The organism is Pseudomonas sp. GW821-FHT02C04 (assembly GCF_059421845.1).
This window is the reverse complement of record NZ_JBWKVT010000006.1, coordinates 295,801-315,485: the sequence shown is the minus strand read 5'-3', so window position 1 is coordinate 315,485 and position 19,685 is coordinate 295,801. Positions and strand designations below refer to the sequence as shown.

21 protein-coding genes are annotated in these 19,685 nt (G+C 59.2%); 8 read left to right on the top strand and 13 right to left on the bottom strand.

What is annotated here, in order from left to right; translation table 11 throughout:
- Positions 1 to 70: 70 nt before the first annotated feature.
- Both rnt and pyrC read right to left on the bottom strand, forming a co-directional pair.
- Positions 71 to 745: a ribonuclease T gene (gene rnt / locus AC07VV_RS22225; RefSeq protein ID WP_085709496.1), complete on the bottom strand. Its 675-nt coding sequence runs from the start codon at positions 743 to 745 to the stop codon at positions 71 to 73.
- A complete protein-coding gene (gene pyrC, locus AC07VV_RS22220; RefSeq protein ID WP_095190451.1) occupies positions 742 to 1,788 on the bottom strand; it encodes a dihydroorotase in 1,047 nt (348 codons plus the stop codon). The genes rnt and pyrC overlap by 4 nt, the downstream gene beginning before the upstream one ends.
- Positions 1,789 to 1,947: 159 nt before the next feature.
- Here pyrC and AC07VV_RS22215 point away from each other — a divergent pair, with 159 nt between their 5' ends.
- Positions 1,948 to 2,856, top strand: coding sequence for a flagellar protein MotY (locus AC07VV_RS22215; RefSeq protein WP_096818459.1), 909 nt, complete (start codon positions 1,948 to 1,950; stop codon positions 2,854 to 2,856).
- Between the two features lie 129 nt (positions 2,857 to 2,985).
- On the top strand, positions 2,986 to 4,203 hold the full coding sequence (locus AC07VV_RS22210; protein WP_003227714.1) for an argininosuccinate synthase: 1,218 nt from the start codon (positions 2,986 to 2,988) through the stop codon (positions 4,201 to 4,203).
- A 161-nt stretch (positions 4,204 to 4,364) separates the two neighbouring features.
- Here the strand turns inward: AC07VV_RS22210 and AC07VV_RS22205 are convergent, their stop codons facing one another.
- Positions 4,365 to 4,949: a hypothetical protein gene (locus AC07VV_RS22205; RefSeq protein WP_495037482.1), complete on the bottom strand. Its 585-nt coding sequence runs from the start codon at positions 4,947 to 4,949 to the stop codon at positions 4,365 to 4,367.
- A gap of 397 nt (positions 4,950 to 5,346) precedes the next feature.
- On the opposite strand from AC07VV_RS22205, the gene AC07VV_RS22200 reads away from it, so the two are divergent.
- The gene (locus tag AC07VV_RS22200) at positions 5,347 to 5,973 is read left to right on the top strand and encodes a response regulator transcription factor (RefSeq protein WP_085730184.1); all 627 of its coding nucleotides are present in this window, start codon (positions 5,347 to 5,349) and stop codon (positions 5,971 to 5,973) included.
- Positions 5,974 to 6,061: 88 nt separating this feature from the next.
- Here AC07VV_RS22200 and AC07VV_RS22195 read toward each other — a convergent pair whose 3' ends face one another.
- From AC07VV_RS22195 to metG, 8 genes are all read right to left on the bottom strand, one after another.
- Entirely contained in the window at positions 6,062 to 6,235 is a 174-nt protein-coding gene (locus tag AC07VV_RS22195) for a PA3496 family putative envelope integrity protein (protein ID WP_096818454.1), read from the bottom strand.
- 107 nt (positions 6,236 to 6,342) lie between these two features.
- Entirely contained in the window at positions 6,343 to 6,981 is a 639-nt protein-coding gene (gene nth, locus AC07VV_RS22190; protein ID WP_096818452.1) for an endonuclease III, read from the bottom strand.
- A complete protein-coding gene (locus tag AC07VV_RS22185) occupies positions 6,978 to 7,559 on the bottom strand; it encodes an Rnf-Nqr domain containing protein (RefSeq protein ID WP_495037481.1) in 582 nt (193 codons plus the stop codon). Before AC07VV_RS22185 ends, nth begins: the two co-directional genes overlap by 4 nt.
- Positions 7,556 to 8,161: an RnfABCDGE type electron transport complex subunit G gene (locus AC07VV_RS22180; RefSeq protein ID WP_495037480.1), complete on the bottom strand. Its 606-nt coding sequence runs from the start codon at positions 8,159 to 8,161 to the stop codon at positions 7,556 to 7,558. The genes AC07VV_RS22185 and AC07VV_RS22180 overlap by 4 nt, the downstream gene beginning before the upstream one ends.
- Positions 8,158 to 9,135 (bottom strand): RnfABCDGE type electron transport complex subunit D, encoded by a 978-nt coding sequence (locus AC07VV_RS22175; protein ID WP_495037479.1) that lies wholly within the window; start codon positions 9,133 to 9,135, stop codon positions 8,158 to 8,160. Before AC07VV_RS22175 ends, AC07VV_RS22180 begins: the two co-directional genes overlap by 4 nt.
- Complete coding sequence (rsxB, locus tag AC07VV_RS22170) at positions 9,122 to 10,336, bottom strand: electron transport complex subunit RsxB (RefSeq protein WP_495037478.1); 1,215 nt, start codon at positions 10,334 to 10,336, stop codon at positions 9,122 to 9,124. Before rsxB ends, AC07VV_RS22175 begins: the two co-directional genes overlap by 14 nt.
- Positions 10,333 to 10,902 (bottom strand): electron transport complex protein RnfA, encoded by a 570-nt coding sequence (locus tag AC07VV_RS22165; protein ID WP_495037477.1) that lies wholly within the window; start codon positions 10,900 to 10,902, stop codon positions 10,333 to 10,335. Before AC07VV_RS22165 ends, rsxB begins: the two co-directional genes overlap by 4 nt.
- A gap of 131 nt (positions 10,903 to 11,033) precedes the next feature.
- Complete coding sequence (gene metG / locus AC07VV_RS22160; protein ID WP_493072509.1) at positions 11,034 to 13,085, bottom strand: methionine--tRNA ligase; 2,052 nt, start codon at positions 13,083 to 13,085, stop codon at positions 11,034 to 11,036.
- 155 nt (positions 13,086 to 13,240) lie between these two features.
- Here metG and apbC point away from each other — a divergent pair, with 155 nt between their 5' ends.
- Positions 13,241 to 14,335: an iron-sulfur cluster carrier protein ApbC gene (gene apbC / locus AC07VV_RS22155; protein ID WP_248739244.1), complete on the top strand. Its 1,095-nt coding sequence runs from the start codon at positions 13,241 to 13,243 to the stop codon at positions 14,333 to 14,335.
- A gap of 68 nt (positions 14,336 to 14,403) precedes the next feature.
- On the opposite strand, the gene AC07VV_RS22150 is transcribed toward apbC, so the two are convergent.
- Positions 14,404 to 15,162 carry an SDR family oxidoreductase gene (locus AC07VV_RS22150; RefSeq protein ID WP_011335726.1) on the bottom strand — a complete coding sequence of 253 codons (759 nt, stop codon included), beginning with the start codon at positions 15,160 to 15,162 and terminating at the stop codon, positions 14,404 to 14,406.
- Positions 15,163 to 15,324: 162 nt separating this feature from the next.
- Between AC07VV_RS22150 and AC07VV_RS22145 the strand changes: the two genes are divergently transcribed.
- The 4 genes from AC07VV_RS22145 to groL all read left to right on the top strand — a co-directional run bounded on the left by AC07VV_RS22145 (position 15,325) and on the right by groL (position 18,848).
- Positions 15,325 to 16,056, top strand: a complete 732-nt coding sequence (locus tag AC07VV_RS22145; RefSeq protein ID WP_495037476.1) for a HugZ family pyridoxamine 5'-phosphate oxidase — start codon at positions 15,325 to 15,327, stop codon at positions 16,054 to 16,056.
- Positions 16,057 to 16,121: 65 nt separating this feature from the next.
- On the top strand, positions 16,122 to 16,598 hold the full coding sequence (locus AC07VV_RS22140) for an FxsA family protein (protein WP_007953217.1): 477 nt from the start codon (positions 16,122 to 16,124) through the stop codon (positions 16,596 to 16,598).
- Between the two features lie 258 nt (positions 16,599 to 16,856).
- Positions 16,857 to 17,150: a co-chaperone GroES gene (locus AC07VV_RS22135; RefSeq protein WP_007916610.1), complete on the top strand. Its 294-nt coding sequence runs from the start codon at positions 16,857 to 16,859 to the stop codon at positions 17,148 to 17,150.
- Positions 17,151 to 17,201: 51 nt separating this feature from the next.
- Entirely contained in the window at positions 17,202 to 18,848 is a 1,647-nt protein-coding gene (gene groL, locus AC07VV_RS22130) for a chaperonin GroEL (protein WP_096818431.1), read from the top strand.
- Positions 18,849 to 18,938: 90 nt separating this feature from the next.
- On the opposite strand, the gene AC07VV_RS22125 is transcribed toward groL, so the two are convergent.
- Positions 18,939 to 19,682 carry a phosphatase PAP2 family protein gene (locus AC07VV_RS22125; protein WP_495037475.1) on the bottom strand — a complete coding sequence of 248 codons (744 nt, stop codon included), beginning with the start codon at positions 19,680 to 19,682 and terminating at the stop codon, positions 18,939 to 18,941.
- Between the last annotated feature and the right edge of the window lie 3 nt (positions 19,683 to 19,685).

Sequence of the window (19,685 nt, the reverse complement as noted above, 5' to 3'; positions counted from 1 at the left end):
CAACGTCGAGGTACAAAAAAACCGGCTCTTGAGCCGGTTTTTTCATGCGCGGGATTTAATCCGGCGACCATCAGTCGTCGAAGTCTTCCCAGCCGCCCATCTGTTTCCAGCGGTTGACGATGCCGCAGAACAGCTCGGCCGTCTTTTCGGTGTCGTAACGCGCGGAGTGCGCTTCACGGCCATCGAAATCGATGTCGGCTGCCTGACAGGCCTTGGCCAGCACGGTCTGACCGTAAGCCAGACCGGCGAGGGTCGCGGTGTCGAAGCTGGAGAACGGGTGGAACGGGTTGCGCTTCATGTCCAGCCGCGCAACGGCAGCGTTGAGGAAGCCCAGGTCGAAGCTGCTGTTGTGGCCGACCAGGATCGCCCGCTTGCAACCGTTGGCCTTCAAGGCCTTGCGCACGCCACGGAAGATATCGGTCAGGGCCGTCTCTTCGCTGACTGCCATGCGCAACGGGTGATCGAGCTTGATCCCGGTGAACTCCAGCGCGGCCGCTTCGATGTTGGCGCCCTCGAACGGCTCGACACGGAAGAAGTAGGTGTGATCCGGGTAGACGAAACCCTTTTCATCCATGGCGATGGTGGTCGCGGCAATCTCCAGCAACGCGTCGGTGGCCGAGTTGAAACCACCGGTCTCTACGTCGACGACAACCGGCAGGTAGCCGCGAAAGCGTGCTGCCATCGGATGACGGGAACCGCCGCCACCTTGACCGTCCAGTTCGTCGTCGAAATGGTCTTCACTCACGCGTGTTCCTCCAGCAGGCGCCAGCGCAGTTTTTCACCGGCGCGCAGCGGGATAACGGTCAGCTCGCCGAATGGCAGGCTGGTTGGGGCGGTCCATTCTTCACGGACCAGGGTGATGCGATCGGTGTTCGCCGGCAGGCCGTAGAAACGCGGGCCGTTGAGGCTGGCGAAGGCTTCGAGCTTGTCCAGCGCATTACGCTGTTCAAAGGCTTCGGCATACAACTCGATGGCGGCGTACGCGGTGTAGCAGCCGGCACAGCCGCAGGCGGCTTCCTTGGCGTGCTGGGCGTGCGGCGCCGAGTCGGTGCCGAGGAAGAACTTCGCGCTGCCGCTGGTGGCGGCGTCGAGCAGGGCTTCCTGGTGGGTATTGCGCTTGAGGATCGGCAGGCAATAGAAGTGCGGCCGGATTCCGCCCACCAGCATGTGGTTGCGGTTGTAGAGCAGGTGATGCGCGGTGATCGTCGCGCCGACGTTGGCCGAAGCTTCGTTGACGAACTGCACGGCGTCGCCGGTGGTGATGTGTTCGAACACGACCTTGAGCGTCGGGAAACGCTCGACTACGCGGCGCATGTGCTCGTCGATGAAAATTTTCTCGCGGTCGAACACGTCGACGTCGCCACGGGTGACTTCACCGTGGATCAACAGCGGCATGCCGACTTCGGCCATGGCTTCCAGCGCCGGGAAGATCTTGTCGATGCTGGTGACCCCGGAATCGGAGTTGGTGGTGGCGCCGGCCGGGTACAACTTGGCCGCGTGGACAAAACCGCTGGCCTTGGCTTCTCGAATTTCTTCGGGCTGGGTACGGTCGGTGAGGTACAGCACCATCAACGGCTCGAAACGACTGCCGGCCGGGCGGGCAGCGAGAATCCGCTGGCGATAGCCGTCGGCTTCAGCGGCGTTGCGCACCGGAGGTACCAGGTTAGGCATGATGATCGCGCGACCAAAGGTGCGCGCAACATCTGCAACGGTATTGGTCAACACGGCACCATCGCGAAGATGAATGTGCCAGTCGTCGGGACGCAGCAGGGTCAGGCGGTCGGACATGAGGGGATTCCAGGCGGGTCAAACTGAGGCGAATGCTACCGGAAAAGACTCTTGCAGGCACTCGCTATCAAGTTTTGCGACGAGCGTCCGATATCCCATAGGTATGCCGTAAACATGTATGTATCGGTCTTTTTGTTGTAGAAGCCAATGGAGCCTCCCGTGCGCCAGCGTTATTTAGCCTTGCTCAGTGTGTTTGCCAGCCTTCCGGCGATGGCGCTGACCTACCAGACCCGTCTGGAGAACATTGAGTGGACGGTCGAGGGCGACAAGTTCGAATGCCGCCTGACGCAGCCGATCACCGATTTCGGCTCGGGCCAGTTCGTGCGCAAGGCCGGCGAGCAGGCGACATTCCGTCTGAACGCCTACAACGCCATGCTCGGCGGCGGTTCGGCGACCTTGATGGCGGCAGCGGCGCCCTGGCAGCCGGGCCGTGGCGATATCAATCTGGGCACGGTCAGGATCGGCAGTGGCAATATCCTCTTCAACAGTTCTCAGGCGCAGGCCGGACAGTTGATCAGCGGCCTGATGGACGGACGCAGCCCCGTGGTGCGCCATGCATCGGGCGATGGCCGTGTGTCGGAAGTGCGTCTGTTGCCGGTCAAGTTCAGCAAGGCGTTCAACGACTATCAGGCCTGCGTGGCGAAACTGCTCCCGCAGAATTTCGAGCAGGTCAAACAATCGCAGATCGGTTTCCCCGGCGAAGGCATCGAACTGGACGCCGCCGCCAAGGCCAAGCTGCAAGTCATGCTCGAATATATGAAGGCCGATCCGACGGTCAACCACATCGAGCTCGACGGCCACTCCGACAACAGCGGCAATCGCCTGACCAACCGCGAGCTGTCGCGCCGGCGCGCCTTGGCGGTGGTCGACTTCTTCAAGGCCAACGGCATCCAGGAATCGCAGATCACCGTGCGCTTCCATGGTGAACGTTACCCGTTGGTGCCTAACACCAATGCCGCCAATCGGGCCAAGAACCGTCGGGTCAACGTGCACCTTGCGCGGGTGGCGCCGACCACCGCTCCTGCGCCTCAGGCCAGCACACCGGCCAACGCTGCGGCAACGTCCTGACCTGCCGGTCATCGTCGCCCTCTCGACAGATTCTGTCGCTTTGTCGTCTTAAGCTGTCGCGCCTCTGTAAATTATCGCGTTTGAGCGGTAGACTCCTCGGCTTTCCGTAGAACCCCGTGGAGTGATGGCATGGCGGACGTAAACAAGGTCGTTCTGGCGTATTCCGGCGGCCTGGACACTTCGGTGATCCTCAAGTGGCTGCAGGATACTTATAACTGTGAAGTCGTGACCTTCACCGCTGACCTGGGTCAGGGCGAAGAGGTCGAACCGGCTCGCGCCAAGGCTCAGGCCATGGGCGTCAAAGAAATCTACATCGACGACCTGCGCGAAGAATTCGTGCGTGATTTCGTGTTCCCGATGTTCCGTGCCAACACCGTTTACGAAGGCGAGTACCTGCTGGGTACTTCCATCGCGCGTCCGCTGATCGCCAAGCGTCTGATCGAAATCGCCAACGAAACCGGTGCCGACGCCATTTCCCACGGCGCGACCGGCAAGGGCAACGACCAGGTACGTTTCGAACTGGGTGCCTACGCGCTCAAGCCAGGCGTAAAAGTGATTGCCCCTTGGCGCGAGTGGGACCTGCTGTCCCGTGAGAAGCTGATGGACTATGCCGAGAAGCATGCGATCCCGATCGAGCGTCACGGCAAGAAAAAATCCCCGTACTCGATGGACGCCAACCTGCTGCACATCTCCTATGAAGGCGGCGTGCTGGAAGACACCTGGACCGAGCACGAAGAAGACATGTGGCGCTGGACCGTCTCCCCGGAGAACGCTCCTGACACTCCGCAGTACCTGGAACTGACCTACCGCAATGGCGACATCGTCGCGCTGGACGGCGTCGAAATGACCCCGGCCACCGTGCTGGCGACGCTGAACAAGATCGGTGGAGCCCACGGTATCGGCCGTCTCGACATCGTCGAGAACCGTTATGTCGGCATGAAGTCCCGTGGCTGCTACGAAACCCCGGGCGGCACCATCATGCTGCGCGCTCACCGCGCCATCGAGTCGATCACCCTGGACCGCGAAGTCGCTCACTTGAAAGACGAGCTGATGCCGAAATACGCCAGCCTGATCTACACCGGTTACTGGTGGAGCCCGGAGCGTCTGATGCTGCAACAGATGATCGACGCCTCCCAGGTCAATGTGAATGGTGTCGTGCGCCTGAAGCTGTACAAGGGCAACGTGATCGTGACCGGCCGCAAGTCCGACGATTCGCTGTTCGACGCCAACATCGCGACCTTCGAAGAAGACGGCGGTGCCTACAACCAGGCCGACGCGGCGGGTTTCATCAAGCTCAACGCGCTGCGCATGCGTATTGCTGCCAACAAAGGCCGCAAGCTGTTCTGAGTCCTTCGGGCCAGACGTGAAATAGCGGTCTTGTCGTTCTGACAAGACCGCTATGCTGCAAAACCCTTCTGTTTACCTGATCGTTGTCGATCAGCGTTCCCGAATTCATCTGTTGTACTTTGGGCATCGCATTGATGTGCTTCGTGTCTCTGCGCCTCAACTTAAATTCTTCCCAATACACTGATGTTCTGCGTTTGAACGTCGTAAATAATACAATACGTCGTCCCCGCGGCTTTTCTTCCTCGCTTGAGCGATTTGGCGATATTTTCTTTCGGTAAAATGTCTGACATATCATCCGTTAAAACGAGGAATATTCTGAGCGAGTGCTTTACGGGTTGTGGGATTTTTTCCAGGAGTGTATTTATTTTTGATTCGACGTCCATGCCTCGAATGTCAATGACGCACAGCGTACTCAGCGGTTTCGGTAGTTTTACAGTCTGAATTCCGGCAATGGGTTGGTCAGTCGGTTCTTCGGGGAAATCAACGTTGTTATCTTCAAATGCTTTCAGGAAGTTCTTGTCGTCATCAAAGTCCGAAGGTGCATAAAGGGATCGGTAGTTGAAGTTCAAGGTGATGAAAAACAGGAACAGTAAATAGAATGGAAAGCTGATCAGGAACCAGATGTAGATTTCCCGTTCGTCATTGTCAAGGAAGGGCAGGGATACCGCCGCGGACGTTTCGGAGATGAGCGCGAATATGGCAATGACACTGATGGGGTTGGTGATTTTCTTGTTGATCTTTAACATATTCTTTACTCATGAGTATGATCTTTCTCGTCATGTTGGGTCGTTTAAGTTGTTGTAAAAGGGGGTGAAAATGTTTTCTTCCCCGATGTCTGGTATTTATATTAAAAACGGCCGAGTGGATATAAATATGTTGTTTCGGTTTTTTGTCGCATCGAGTTCCTCTTTTCAGGGCTCGCTACTCGACAAGCCAGTGTTGCAGATCAAATGATTTTCAAGTGGCCACTTGGTCCGGATGTCTTGTCGCGACATTTATGAGTCTTTTCTGTAGGAGAAATCTTTATTGCCTGTAGGAAGTGTCTCTCGCTGCTGATGCAAGGGAACTTTGCTATGCCATGGGTGAAATGACTACGTTATTGTGCCGGTTCTAAAAATTCGAACAGCGAAACTGGACTTGCCCATGAATAAAGTGCTGATCGTGGATGATCACCCCGTCATTCGTCTTGCGGTGCGTATGCTGATGGAACGTCATGGCTACGAAGTCATTGCAGAAACGGATAACGGAGTGGATGCATTACAACTGGCTCGCGACCAGATGCCCGATATTGTCATTCTGGATATCGGTATACCGAAACTTGATGGACTGGAAGTCATTGCGCGTCTTACAACGAGCGCGATGCCTTTGAAGGTGCTGGTGTTGACGTCCCAGGCCCCGGGCCATTTTTCCATGCGCTGCATGCAGTCGGGAGCGGCGGGATATGTTTGCAAACAACAGGATCTGACCGAACTGCTCAGCGCTATCAAGGCTGTGCTGTCCGGGTACAGCTATTTTCCGAATCAGGCGTTGCACACCGTACGCACCAGTCTGGGCAATGCCAGTGAAGCCGACATGGTCGATCGCCTGTCCGGGCGCGAGATGATGGTGTTGCAGCAGTTGGCACGCGGCAAGACCAACAAGGAAATCGCCGATGGCATGTTTCTCAGCAACAAGACCGTCAGCACCTACAAGACGCGGTTGCTGTTGAAGCTCAATGCGCGCTCACTGGTGGATCTGATCGAACTGGCCCAGCGCAATGGCCTGGTGTGACGACTTCAATCGCTGACGGATCCTGGGCAGGTCGGCATCAGCTTGCAGTAGAAACGAAAAAGCCTCCGTTGCAGGAGGCTTTCAAATGTCAGAGATCAAAGTCGTAATCGGCCAATTGCTTCTGCAGTCGGCGTTCCTCAAGCATGTTATCGATGGTGCGGCGTTTGCTCAGGTTGGTCTTGGCGACCTCAACCACCGGTTCGTCGTCCGACTCCGCGACGAAATCGTCTTCTACGTCCACTTGCTCTTTGCTGGTGCTCATAAGGTTAACTCCAGGCTAAGGCTGCCTTTGGCGCTCCTTATATCGATATTCCAGCAGATGGTAAAAAAGATTTTTTCAATCGCAATATCAATAAACTTAATAGACGCTCAATCGTCCGAAGTTTTGTCCTTGTATTCGCACAAGTCTTCGATCCGACAGCTGCCGCACCGCGGCTTGCGGGCCAGGCACACGTAACGCCCGTGAAGAATGAGCCAGTGATGCGAATCGAGCAGGTATTGCTTGGGCACAAACTTCATCAGTTTGTTCTCCACTTCGACCACGTTCTTGCCCGGCGCAATACCGGTGCGGTTACTGACCCGGAAAATGTGAGTGTCCACCGCCATCGTCAATTGACGGAACGCGGTGTTGAGCACAACGTTGGCGGTCTTGCGGCCGACGCCGGGCAGGGCTTCCAGCGCTTCGCGCGTCTGCGGGACTTCGCCGTTGTGCAGCTCGACCAACATGCGACAGGTCTCGATCACGTTTTTGGCCTTGCTGTTATAGAGGCCGATGGTCTTGATGTACTCGGACAAACCTTCGACACCCAAGGCATGAATGGCGGCCGGCGTGTTGGCCACCGGGTAAAGCTTCGCCGTCGCCTTGTTCACCCCGACGTCGGTCGATTGCGCGGACAGAATCACCGCGATCAACAACTCGAAAGGCGAGGAATAGGCGAGTTCGGTCTTGGGTTCGGGATTGTCCTCGTGAAGCCTGCGGAAGATCTCCAGACGTTTTGCGGCATTCATGGGTGATGCGTTTCCTCGGATAGGGCGGCAGGGCGAGAACAGGCCTGACGGGCGGCGAGCACCAGCCCCAGCAGTATGAAGGCGCCGGGAGCCAGCGTCGCGAAATGCAGGCCGTCGCCGAACAGAATAAGACCTTGCCAGTGATCTGACAGGTGATGGCCGATGCTGCCCTGACCGAGCAGCTCGCGCAACACCGCCAGCACGGTCATCAGGGTGGCAAACACGCCACACAGTGTCAGACGTCCTCGGGCTGGCAATCGAAAGAATCCATTGTGTTCCAGGATGACGCACTGCAAACCGATCAGGCCGGCGTACAGACTGATCATCAGATGCCACTGCACAGCGCCGCGTTGCAAAAGAATCTCGGCGCAAGCGGCCAGGGTAGCAGCCAGTACCAGACTGACCGGCAACAGGCTCTCACTGCTCAGGCGCGACCGCAGTGGTGCCATGCACAAACCGTACAGGCTCACCACAAAGGCAAAAATCAGCAGGATCGCCAGAGCGCCGGCCACTGAGTCAGTGGCGCCGATCAACAGCACCAGCATCATTGAGTTCGACAGTGTCGCTGACGTGTTCATGGCGCGCTCCCCAACAGGGTCGTCCGGTGGTCGTCGAAGTAACGCAGAGCATCGTGGATGGCGTTGATGGCCGCGCGAGATGTGATGGTTGCGCCAGCGATCTGGTCGAATTGCCCCTGATCCTTTTTCAAGGCCCATCCGGCATCTGTCGGTTGGCTGCCGGATTTGCCGATAAATGCCTGCAACCAGCTATTTGGCCAGTCACCGATATGCCCGCCCAGTGCCGGCGTTTCAGTTTGCTCAAGGGTTTTCACACCGAGCAATCGGCCATTGGCATCGATGGCAATCAGCAACTCGATTCGACCCGCATAACCTTCGGTCTGGCTGCGCAGCAGCACCGCCACGGGTTGGCTGGCCCTGGTCGCCCGATAACCGCCCAGCAACTCGCTGTGGCTCAGGTGGGTGTCCGTCAGCGCCAGAGGCTGTTCCAGAGGCTGATTGTCGTAGGCGTCGACTGAAAGCACATCCAGCAGTTTGCGACTTTCGAGCTGGCGCTGTTCGGCGGCGATGTGCGGCGCATTGCTGCGTTGCACAAGAAAAGTCATGCCGATCCCTGCCGTTGCCAGCAACAACAGGGTGATCAGGCTGCCTGTGCGGTTCATGGTGTCACCTGCGCCTGACGGGCAGCGGCAAAGCGTTCCAGTGTCGGCACGCAGAGGTTCATCAGCAATACCGCAAATGCCACGCCGTCCGGATAACCGCCCCAGGTGCGAATCAGGTAAGTCAGCAGACCGACGCCCACGCCGAACAACAAGCGGGCGAGCGGACTCTTTGCCCCCGACACCGGTTCAGTGACGATGAAGAACGCACCCAGCATGGTCGCGCCACTCAACAGATGAAACAGCGGCGAGCCATGAGAGTCGGACCCCGAACCGTTCCAACATAGCAGGCTGATAACGAACAGGCTGGCGAGCATGCCGACCGGCGCGTGCCAGCCGATCACCCGGCGCTGTAGCAGCAACAGTCCACCGGCAAGAAATGCCAGGTTCACCCACTCCACGCCATGCCCACCGAAGTGGCCGAATGCCGGGTTGCTGGCAAACAATTCATCGATGGTCAGGCTTTTGTTGATGCGCAGGCTGTCCAGCGCCGTGGCCTGGACCCAGGCGTCCGGTGCCGTGCCCAGGTTGAACACCTGTTCAATGGCCGCTGTCAGATTCATGGCATGAGCAGGCCAATGGGTCATCGGCTGCGGGAACATCACCATCGCGAGAGCAAAACCGAGCATGGCCGGATTGAAAGGGTTTCTGCCCACACCACCGTACAAGTGTTTTCCCAATAGCAGGCCCGAGCCGATCGCCGTGACCGTCAGCCACCACGGGCAGTAAGGCGGCAGGGCGATTGCCAGCAGCGTAGCGCTGACCACCGCGCTGCCATCGGTGAGAGTGGCTTGCACCGGCTGCCGACGCAGATATGTCACGGCGGCTTCGACGCTCAAGGCTGTGGCGACGGACAGGATCAGGTTGATCAGCACGCCCCAGCCGTAAAACCAGAACAACGCCAACAGCCCTGGCAATGTCGCCAGCAAAACCAGCTTCATCGCCTGTTGCAGGCGTTCGTTTTCAATGGATGACATGGGCTTCTACCTGCCGCTCCGCTTCTTGCAGGCGGGTGCGGGCCTTGTCGAGGATCTCGGCTGGCGTGCCGTCGCGTCGCTGCAATTTGTTCAGGTCGGCTCGAGCATAGGCCAGTTCGGTTTTCAGCTGACGAAGCTGGTTGTCGATCGGACGTTTCTCGACCCGCACAAGGTCGGGCAGAGGTTGATCACTCGTGGCTTCGGCGTCGTGCAACACTTGTTCGGCGTCACGCAGCGCTTGTTCCAGCGTTGCAATCTGCTCCGGTGGAGCCTCTGCGGTCTGCGCCTTTTTCAGCTCTGCACGGCGCATCGCCAACTGGATTTTCGCCCGTTTCAGGTCGGCGTCTTTTGCTGGGGCTGTCATGGCCGGCGCAGGTGCGGCGCTGCTTTCCAGTTTCGCCAGGGCCTGCTCGGCGGCTTCGAACTGCTGTTGCAATACGATCAATTGCGACTGTTGTTCGAAGGTCGGCGGATGGCCGAAGGCTTTCAGCGATTTGTGCAACTGAGCGCGGCTCATCGCTACATCGATCTTGGCCTTCTTCAGCGCGGCGTCGGCGGTCGCGGTTTTCTGCGCTCGCACACGTTCCAGCGCAGCCTGCACCGGATCGAGCGTGGTGGCTGCGACTTCAACCTGCGCCGCACGTTGTGCACGGGCTTCGCGTTCGGCCTGCTTCTGCTGTTCTTCTCTTTGCAGCCGGGCGTTACGCCGTTCGAAGCGTTGGCGGGCGTGATCGCGCTTTTCGGTGCGTGCCTGTTGCTCTTCGAGGCTGCTGGCCAGGCCGCCCACCACTGGCAGCGTTCCGAGCGGCAGCGGGTGCATCTCGATGCAATCGACGGGGCAGGGCGCCACGCACAGATCGCAACCGGTGCACTCGTCGATGATCACCGTGTGCATCAGTTTCGCCGCGCCGACGATGGCGTCGATCGGGCAGGCCTGGATGCATTTGGTGCAGCCGATGCACTCGGCTTCGCGGATGAACGCCACTTGCGGGGGTGCGGAGCCACGGCTGATATCCAGTTCCAGCACCGGGATTTTCAGTAGTTGCGCCAGGGCTTCGATGGTTTCGTCGCCGCCCGGCGGGCACTTGTTGATCGGCTCGCCGTCGGCGATGCCTTCAGCGTAAGGCTTGCATCCGGGATGGCCGCATTTGCCGCATTGGGTCTGCGGCAGCAAGGCATCGATGCGTTGAATCAGACTCATGTTTTGATCAGTCCACTGAATCCGAGAAAAGCCACGGCCATCAGTCCGGCGCCGATCAACTGGATCGGCAGGCCACGAAAGGGCAGGGGAATATCGTTGTCGGCCGTGCGCTCACGCAAATCGCTGAACAGGCTCAGCACCAGCCAGAAACCCAGGCCGGCACCCAGGCTCAGCGCAGTTGCATGAAACAGGCCTTTATCCGTTTGCGCGTTGATCAGCGTCAGCCCCAGCACACCTGCATTGCCCAGCAACAGCGACCACAAACCGTCGAACGGCATATCGGGTCGCCAACGCGCCAGCAACTTCAGCAACGGCGCGATCAGCAGGACGCTCAGCGGCAGGAATATAAACAGACGCAGGAATTCCAGTTGCAACGGCACCAGCAGCCAATGCCAGATCGCGTAACCCGCCACACCGACAATCAGCATCAGACACAACGTCGCCAGCCCCAGCGCATGCACCTGACGACGATCACTGCCCAGCAGCGGATCGACGCCCAGCGGCCAGTGCAACACGAAGTTGTTGATCAGCGCAGCACTGAAGAGCGTAAGCACGAGTTCGGTCATGGTTCTGCCGGTGAGAGCGGGCGGGTGTCACTTAAGATTAGGCATTATCCGGCCGCCATGACGGGTGGGCCAGATATGAAAAATCCCACAGGCGCACGGGGTACGCCTGTGGGATCGGTCAGTGCAGAACCTTACTTGATGCGCTGACCCGGCTTGGCGCCACTGTCCGGGCTCAGCAGGTAGATTTCTTCACCGCCAGGGCCGGCCGCCATCACCATGCCTTCGGAGATGCCGAACTTCATTTTCCGTGGCTTGAGGTTGGCGATCATCATGGTCAGGCGACCGTCGAGTTTCGACGGATCCGGATAGGCGCTCTTGATCCCCGAGAACACGTTGCGTTGTTCGTCACCGATGTCGAGGGTCAGGCGCAGCAGCTTGTCCGCGCCTTCAACGTGTTCGGCCTTGACGATCAGCGCCACGCGCAGGTCGACGGCGGCGAAGGTGTCGAAGTCGATTTCCGGCGACAGCGGATCCTTGGCCAGTTCGCCATTGCCGGCAGGCGCGGCGGCGCCGGTGTCGGTCTGGCTGGCGGTCAGGTCTTCTTTCGAGGCGTCGGTCATGGCTTGCACTTTTACCGGGTCGATGCGGGTCATCAACGGTTTGAATTCGTTCAACTGGTGGTTGGCCAGCAGCGTGGTGTGGTCGTTCCAGGTCAACGGGGCGACGTTGAGGAACGCCTCGGCATCGGCAGCCAGCAGCGGCAGCACCGGCTTGAGGAAGATCACCAACTGGCGGAACAGGTTGATCGCCGTGGCGCAAACCGCCTGGACTTCATCCTGCTTGCCTTCCTGCTTGTTCAGCGACCACGGTGCCTTGTCGGCGATCCAGGCGTTGGCCCGGTCGGCCAGGGCCATGGTTTCGCGCATGGCACGGGCAAAGTCGCGGGCTTCATAGGCGTCGGCGATGCTCGGTGCAGCGGCCAGGAACGCGTCGGTCAGTTCCGGTGCGGCGTTGTTGTCGACCAGCAGACCGGCGTTGCCCTTCTGGATGAAACCGGCGCAACGGCTGGCGATGTTGACCACTTTGCCGACCAGGTCGGAGTTGACCTTCTGCACGAAGTCTTCGAGGTTCAGGTCGAGGTCGTCCACGCCACGGCCCAGTTTGGCCGCGTAGTAGTAGCGCAGGTATTCCGGCGACAGGTGATCCAGGTAGGTCCGGGCCTTGATGAAGGTGCCGCGGGACTTGGACATCTTCTGGCCGTTGACGGTCAGGTAGCCGTGCACGTTGATCCCGGTCGGCTTGCGGAAACCCGCGCCTTCGAGCATCGCCGGCCAGAACAGGGCGTGGAAGTTGACGATGTCCTTGCCGATGAAGTGGTACAGCTCGGCGGTGGAGTCCTTGCCCCAGAACGCGTCGAAGTCCAGCTCCGGCGTGCGGTTGCACAGGTTCTTGAAGCTGGCCATGTAGCCGATCGGCGCGTCCAGCCACACGTAGAAGTATTTGCCAGGTTCGCCCGGGATCTCGAAGCCGAAGTACGGCGCATCGCGGGAGATGTCCCACTGTTGCAGGCCGGCGTCCAGCCATTCGGCGATCTTGTTGGCGACGGCGTCTTGCAGGGTGCCGCTGCGGGTCCAGGTCTGCAGCATCTGCTGGAAGTCTGGCAGCTTGAAGAAGAAGTGCTGGGAATCCTTGAGCACCGGAGTGGCGCCGGAGATTGCCGACTTCGGATCCTTCAGGTCGGTCGGTGCGTAGGTCGCACCGCATTTTTCGCAGTTGTCGCCGTACTGGTCTTCGGTGCCGCATTTCGGGCAGGTGCCCTTGATGAAGCGGTCGGCCAGGAACATTTTCTTTTCCGGGTCGAAATACTGGGTGATCGAACGTTGGGCGATGTGCCCGGCGTCACGCAGCTTCAGGTAGATCTGGCTCGACAGCTCACGGTTTTCTTCGGCGTGAGTGGAGTGGAAGTTGTCGAAGTCCACCAGGAACTCGGCAAAGTCGGCGCTATGTTCAGCCTGGACGTTGGCGATCAGTTGTTCCGGGGTGATGCCTTCCTTTTCCGCGCGCAGCATGATCGCCGAACCGTGGGCGTCGTCGGCGCAGACGTAAATGCACTGATTGCCGCGATGCTTCTGGAAGCGCACCCACATATCGGTCTGGATATATTCCAGCATATGGCCAAGGTGAATCGAACCGTTGGCGTAGGGCAGGGCGCTGGTGACGAGAATCTTGCGTGGTTCGGACATGTGGGGCTTCGCTACTTGATGAAACGGAGGTCGGCCACTATAAAGCGCCGGGAAAGATATTTCACCCCTGCAAATGGTTGCCGGACATGCCGTCCGGAGGACAGAAGGGGTAGGATACCCGCCATCTTTTCCCAGTCTTGTTATCGGAGTTGCCCATGAGTGCCGTCACTCGCGCAGCGGTGGAAGCCGTCCTCAGCCAATACACCGACCCTTACCTGAACCAGGATCCGGTCAGCGCCGGTTGCGTGCGCAACATCGAAATCGCCGGCGACCGCGTCAGCGTGCAGCTGGAAATCGGGTATGCCGCCGGTCTGTTCAAGAGCGGCTGGGCGCAATTGCTGCAACTGGCCATCGAAAACCTCGACGGCGTGGTGTCGGCGAAGGTCGAGGTCAACAGCGTGATCGCCGCGCACAAGGCCCAGGCGCAGATCCCGGGGTTGGCCAACGTCAAGAACGTGGTCGCCGTGGCGTCCGGCAAGGGCGGCGTGGGCAAATCCACCACCGCCGCCAACCTGGCGCTGGCACTGGCCCGCGAAGGCGCGAAAGTCGGGATTCTCGACGCCGATATCTACGGCCCGAGCCAGGGCATCATGTTCGGCATTCCCGAGGGCACCCGTCCGCAGGTCAAGGATCAGAAGTGGTTCGTGCCGCTTCAGGCCCATGGCGTGGAAGTCATGTCGATGGCCTTCCTGACCGACGACAACACGCCGATGGTCTGGCGCGGGCCGATGGTCTCTGGCGCGCTGCTGCAACTGGTCACGCAAACCGCCTGGGGCGACCTGGATTATCTGGTGATCGACATGCCGCCAGGCACCGGCGACATCCAGTTGACCCTGGCGCAGAAAGTCCCGGTGGCTGGCGCGGTGATCGTCACCACGCCGCAGGATCTGGCGCTGCTCGACGCACGCAAGGGCGTGGAGATGTTCCGCAAGGTCAACATTCCGGTGCTGGGCGTGGTGGAAAACATGGCCGTGCACATCTGCTCGAACTGCGGACATGCCGAGCATTTGTTCGGTGAGGGCGGTGGCGAGAAACTGGCGACCCAGTTCGGCGTCGAACTGCTGGCCTCGTTGCCGCTGTCGATGCTGATCCGCGAACAGGCCGATGGCGGCAAGCCGACGGTGATTTCCGAACCGGACAGCCAGATCGCCATGGTCTATCAGGAACTGGCCCGCCACGTCGGTGCGCGGATCGTGTTGCAGGAAGCGGCGTCGCCAGCGATGCCGAACATCACCATCAGCGACGATTGATGACTGTGGTTTAAACAAAAACGCCCCGGTGCCTGTGCACCGGGGCGTTTTTCATTCTGCGACAGAAGTCAGATGCGCAGCCCGCCGTCCATCTCCAGAATCCGACCGGTGTAGTAGTCGTTCTCGAAGATGTACGCCGCCGAATGGGCGATCTCTTCCGGCTTGCCCATGCGCTTGAGCGGAATGCCCGAAGTCATTTTCTCCAGCGCTTCCGGTTTCATGCCCAGGGTCATCTCGGTTTCGATGAAGCCCGGTGCGATGCCCGCCACGCGAATGCCGTAGCGTGCCAGTTCCTTGGCCCAGGTCACGGTGGCTGCCGCCACACCGGCCTTGGCGGCGGAGTAGTTGGTCTGGCCGACGTTGCCCGCGCGGGAGATCGACGAGATATTGATGATCGCGCCGCTGTTCTTCAGCTCGACCATTTTTGCCGCGACTTCACGGGTGCAGAGGAACACACCGGTCAGGTTGACGTCGATTACCGCCTGCCACTGGGCCAGGCTCATCTTGGTCATTTCGCCGTCCTTGACTTTGAGCAGCAGGCCGTCGCGCAGGATCCCGGCGTTGTTGATCAGGCCGTGAATCGCGCCGAAGTCTTCGGCCACCTGGGCGACCATGTGCGTCACTTGCTCTTCATTGGCGACGTTGCACAGATAGCTGCGGGCCTCGACACCCTTGGCCTTGCAGGCCGCGACGGCGTCATCGAGTTTTTCCTGGTTCAGGTCGACCAGTGCCAGCTTCGCGCCCTTGCCGGCGAAATACTCGGCCATCGAGCGGCCCAAGCCTTGGCAACCGCCAGTGATAATGATTACTTTGTCGTTGAGTTGCATTCGCATGTCCCCGAGAGCAGGTCAGAGTGGTGTCCTTTAGAGAGCCTCTCGATCTGCGCCTGACATGGCCCGGCTGCACATGAGAACTGCCCCTGTGGCGACTGATACTTATCCGTGTCGCCCGTCCGTTTTTTCGACGGATTCTATTTAAGGAGTCATAAATTGAGCGTTGAAGCGGCTAAGAATGCCCGAGAATTGCTTCTCAAGGAATACCGTGGCGTGCTGTCGACCCACTCCAAATCGATGCCCGGTTTTCCGTTTGGCTCCGTGGTTCCCTACTGCCTGGACGAACAGGGCAGGCCGCTGATCCTGATCAGCCGCATCGCCCAGCACACCCACAACCTGCAAAAAGATCCGAAGTGCTCGCTGCTGGTGGGTGAACGTGAGGCCGACGATGTGCAAGCCGTTGGTCGTCTGACCTATCTGGCGGAAGCGGAAAAACTCGAAGACACCGCGGCCATCGAAGCCGCCGCCGAGCGTTACTACCGTTATTTCCCCGATTCGCAGAATTACCACAAGGCCCACGATTTCGACTTCTGGGTGCTCACCCCGGTGCGCCATCGCTACATCGGTGGTTTCGGCGCGATCCACTGGGTCGATCACCTGACCCTGGCCAACCCGTTCGCCGGCAAGGCCGAGATCAGCATGGTCGAGCACATGAACAGCGACCACGCCAAGGCCATCGCCCATTACGTTGACTTGGCCGGGCTGCCGAAAACCGTTCCGGCGCAATTGGCCGGGATCGACACCGAAGGCATGCACCTGCGCATCGGTCAGGCGCTGTACTGGCTGCCGTTTCAAGCGCCTTGTCATACGCCGATACAAGTGCGCGAAGCCTTGGTTTCTCTGGCTCACGCCGAGGTCTGGCCAAAAAATGCGGTGGCCGACGCTTGAATTCACGAAAGGGCGACGTCATCTAAGGCTTACTGCAAGGCATTTCTTGCGTTGAGGAAACTTTGATGCGCCCTTTTTTGTTGCTCTTTCTGCTGTTCCCGGTGTTGGAGCTGTTCGTATTCGTCAAAGTGGCAGGTTCGATCGGATTTTTCCCGGCCCTGCTGCTGATCATTCTCGGCTCGATGTTCGGCGTATTTGTGCTGCGCGTCGCCGGACTCGCAACCGCCCTGCGTGCCCGTGAAAGCCTGAACCGCGGCGAACTGCCTGCGCAAACCATGCTCGAAGGCCTGATGCTGGCCCTGGCCGGCGGCCTGCTGATCCTGCCGGGTTTCATCAGCGACGTGGTCGGTCTGGTGCTGTTGCTGCCATTCAGCCGTCGCCTGGTCGCGAACAAGATGCGCCAGCGCGCCGAAGAACAGGCCATGCGTCAGCGTGCGTTCGCCGATGACCTGCAACCTCGCGGCGGTCCCGCACCGCGCCAGCCTCTGGGGCGCGAAGGCGATGTGATCGAAGGCGAGTTCGAACACCGCGACACCAAGTAACTTCTGCATCGACACGGCACCTTCGGGTGCCGTGTTCGTTTGCGGGGCCAATTCATGAAGCCGCAGTGAAATTTTTTTAGCCCAGCCCTTGTAATAAGCTTATGCGCCCTTATGTATCGGTCACCGAAAGGTTTCCGACATTTGAGTCGGACAGACTTCCGCGGTTCGCTCGACGAGCCGCAACCGGCGCAGGCCGGATTCGTTAAACCCGCCGGGACTACACCGGCCGATGAAAACCACAATTAGGAGAGATCGACAATGAAGCTTCGTCCTCTGCATGACCGCGTCGTTATCCGTCGCAGCGAAGAAGAAAAGAAAACCGCTGGCGGTATCGTCCTGCCAGGTTCGGCTGCTGAAAAAGCCAACCACGGTGTGATTCTCGCTGTAGGCCCGGGCAAAGCTCTGGAAAACGGCGAAGTGCGCGCACTGTCCGTTAAGGAAGGCGACAAGGTTGTGTTCGGTCCTTACTCCGGCAGCAACACTGTGAAAGTCGACGGCGAAGACCTGCTGGTAATGAGCGAGAACGAAATCCTCGCTGTTATCGAAGGCTGATTACCCCCGTTCATTTTCCCGCTACTACAAAGTATTTAAGGAATATCGATCATGGCTGCTAAAGAAGTTAAATTCGGCGATTCCGCCCGCAAGAAAATGCTGGTTGGCGTAAACGTCCTGGCTGACGCGGTAAAAGCGACCCTGGGCCCGAAAGGCCGTAACGTGATCCTCGAGAAGAGCTTCGGCGCTCCGACCATCACCAAGGACGGCGTTTCCGTCGCCAAGGAAATCGAACTCGAAGACCGTTTCGAAAACATGGGCGCGCAGCTGGTCAAAGACGTTGCCTCCCGTGCCAACGATGACGCTGGTGACGGTACTACCACCGCTACCGTTCTGGCTCAGTCGATCGTCAACGAAGGCCTGAAAGCCGTCGCTGCCGGCATGAACCCGATGGACCTGAAGCGCGGTATCGACAAAGCGACCATCGCTGTCGTTGCCGAGCTGAAAAAGCTGTCCGCACCTTGCACCGACACTAAAGCGATCGCTCAGGTTGGCACCATCTCCGCCAACTCCGACAACTCCATCGGCGACATCATTGCCGAAGCCATGGAAAAAGTCGGTAAAGAAGGCGTGATCACCGTTGAAGAAGGCTCGGGCCTGGAAAACGAACTGTCGGTTGTAGAAGGCATGCAGTTCGACCGTGGCTACCTGTCCCCGTACTTCGTCAACAAGCCGGAAACCATGGTTGCCGAGCTGGAAGGCGCGCTGATCCTGCTGGTCGACAAGAAGATCTCGAACATCCGCGAAATGCTGCCAGTACTGGAAGCCGTTGCCAAAGCCGGCCGTCCACTGCTGATCGTTGCCGAAGACGTTGAAGGCGAAGCCCTGGCGACTCTGGTAGTGAACAACATGCGTGGCATCGTCAAAGTCGCAGCCGTCAAGGCTCCAGGCTTCGGCGACCGTCGCAAGGCCATGCTGCAGGACATCGCCGTTCTGACCGGCGGTACCGTTATCTCCGAAGAGATCGGCCTGAGCCTGGAAAGCACCACTCTGGAACACCTGGGTAGCGCCAAGCGCGTGACCCTGTCCAAGGAAAACACCATCATCGTTGACGGTGCTGGCGTTGAAGGCGACATCCAGGCGCGTATCGCTCAGATCCGTGCCCAGGTTGCCGAGACTTCCTCGGACTACGACCGTGAAAAACTGCAAGAGCGTCTGGCCAAGCTGTCCGGCGGCGTTGCAGTGATCAAGGTTGGCGCCGGTTCCGAAGTTGAAATGAAAGAGAAGAAAGCCCGCGTTGAAGACGCCCTGCACGCAACCCGCGCAGCCGTTGAAGAAGGCGTGGTACCTGGCGGTGGCGTTGCGCTGATCCGCGCTCTGAACGCGATCATCAACCTGAAAGGCGACAACGCCGACCAGGACGTAGGTATCGCTGTTCTGCGTCGTGCCGTTGAAGCACCGCTGCGTCAGATCGCTGCCAACAGCGGCGACGAGCCAAGCGTTGTGGTCAACGAAGTCAAGAACGGCAAAGGTAACTTCGGTTACAACGCTGCGACTGGCGAATACGGCGACATGATCGAAATGGGCATCCTGGACCCAACCAAGGTAACCCGTTCCGCTCTGCAAGCTGCATCGTCGATCGGCGGTCTGATCCTGACCACCGAAGCCGCTGTTGCTGATGCACCGAAGAAAGACGGTGCTGCTGGCGGCGGTATGCCAGACATGGGCGGCATGGGTGGCATGGGCGGCATGATGTAAGCCAGCCTTACCCCGAAACGAAAAACCCCGCCTGCGATGAGCAGGCGGGGTTTTTTATTGCCCTGATTTTATAGGCAGAGCTTCAAGTACTCAGGCGTTGACCGGTTGTGCCTTCATGACCGCTTCCGCTTTGACGGTCGGGCGATACAGCACCCAGTAATACGACCCCAGGCAGATCAACCAGCAGAAAATCGCCGTCCACACGTTGTGCGAAAAGAAGTGCGCACCCTGCATCATCCGGCTGATCGAGAACACCGAGCCCAGCGCAAAGGCAAAGATGAAGGCCTGCCGCGCCAGTCGCGGGCGACGATCCCGCAGCACGAAGAACAGTGCAAACAGGGTGAAACCCGTTGCGGCATGGCCACCGGGCCAGCAGCGTCCGGGCTTGTCGGTCGGCGGGCGGTGATCCAGCAGTTTGCTGTAGGTTTCATGGCCGCCGAACTGCTCAAGGCTCCACGGGCACTGCACAGCGGTCACGGCTTTCATCGGTGTCACGAATGACGTCGCCAGGCCCAGCGACAGCACCAGGCAACCCAGCTCTCGCTTGAAGGGCTTGAGTCGCTCAATGAAGAACGCAGCGATGAAACCAATGACGGAAAACACCGAAAACGCGATCACCACCTGTTTGGCGCGGTCGTGAAGGATGTTTTCCAGGAAGTAACTGTGGCGCCCGATGAAGTCGCCGGCGGCGGGGTCGTAAAACATCCGGGCCAGGTTCATGTCCAGATCGGTCAGTTCGAGCAAGACCAGAATGGCGGCCGCGACGGCGGGTATCCCCAGGCACAGCCAAAAATTCAGCGGGCGAGGGGCAGGGCGTACAACGCTTGATGACATGAG

What these genes read in the sequence shown, in the direction of transcription:
- pyrC (WP_095190451.1), bottom strand. Translation starts at nt 1,788, where the DNA reads ATGTCCGACCGCCTGACCCTGCTGCGTCCCGACGACTGGCACATTCAT.
- AC07VV_RS22210 (WP_003227714.1), top strand. Translation starts at nt 2,986, where the DNA reads ATGGCGGACGTAAACAAGGTCGTTCTGGCGTATTCCGGCGGCCTGGAC.
- AC07VV_RS22205 (WP_495037482.1), bottom strand. Translation starts at nt 4,949, where the DNA reads ATGTTAAAGATCAACAAGAAAATCACCAACCCCATCAGTGTCATTGCC.
- AC07VV_RS22200 (WP_085730184.1), top strand. Translation starts at nt 5,347, where the DNA reads ATGAATAAAGTGCTGATCGTGGATGATCACCCCGTCATTCGTCTTGCG.
- AC07VV_RS22195 (WP_096818454.1), bottom strand. Translation starts at nt 6,235, where the DNA reads ATGAGCACCAGCAAAGAGCAAGTGGACGTAGAAGACGATTTCGTCGCG.
- nth (WP_096818452.1), bottom strand. Translation starts at nt 6,981, where the DNA reads ATGAATGCCGCAAAACGTCTGGAGATCTTCCGCAGGCTTCACGAGGAC.
- AC07VV_RS22185 (WP_495037481.1), bottom strand. Translation starts at nt 7,559, where the DNA reads ATGAACACGTCAGCGACACTGTCGAACTCAATGATGCTGGTGCTGTTG.
- AC07VV_RS22180 (WP_495037480.1), bottom strand. Translation starts at nt 8,161, where the DNA reads ATGAACCGCACAGGCAGCCTGATCACCCTGTTGTTGCTGGCAACGGCA.
- AC07VV_RS22175 (WP_495037479.1), bottom strand. Translation starts at nt 9,135, where the DNA reads ATGTCATCCATTGAAAACGAACGCCTGCAACAGGCGATGAAGCTGGTT.
- rsxB (WP_495037478.1), bottom strand. Translation starts at nt 10,336, where the DNA reads ATGAGTCTGATTCAACGCATCGATGCCTTGCTGCCGCAGACCCAATGC.
- AC07VV_RS22165 (WP_495037477.1), bottom strand. Translation starts at nt 10,902, where the DNA reads ATGACCGAACTCGTGCTTACGCTCTTCAGTGCTGCGCTGATCAACAAC.
- metG (WP_493072509.1), bottom strand. Translation starts at nt 13,085, where the DNA reads ATGTCCGAACCACGCAAGATTCTCGTCACCAGCGCCCTGCCCTACGCC.
- apbC (WP_248739244.1), top strand. Translation starts at nt 13,241, where the DNA reads ATGAGTGCCGTCACTCGCGCAGCGGTGGAAGCCGTCCTCAGCCAATAC.
- AC07VV_RS22150 (WP_011335726.1), bottom strand. Translation starts at nt 15,162, where the DNA reads ATGCAACTCAACGACAAAGTAATCATTATCACTGGCGGTTGCCAAGGC.
- AC07VV_RS22140 (WP_007953217.1), top strand. Translation starts at nt 16,122, where the DNA reads ATGCGCCCTTTTTTGTTGCTCTTTCTGCTGTTCCCGGTGTTGGAGCTG.
- AC07VV_RS22135 (WP_007916610.1), top strand. Translation starts at nt 16,857, where the DNA reads ATGAAGCTTCGTCCTCTGCATGACCGCGTCGTTATCCGTCGCAGCGAA.
- groL (WP_096818431.1), top strand. Translation starts at nt 17,202, where the DNA reads ATGGCTGCTAAAGAAGTTAAATTCGGCGATTCCGCCCGCAAGAAAATG.
- AC07VV_RS22125 (WP_495037475.1), bottom strand. Translation starts at nt 19,682, where the DNA reads ATGTCATCAAGCGTTGTACGCCCTGCCCCTCGCCCGCTGAATTTTTGG.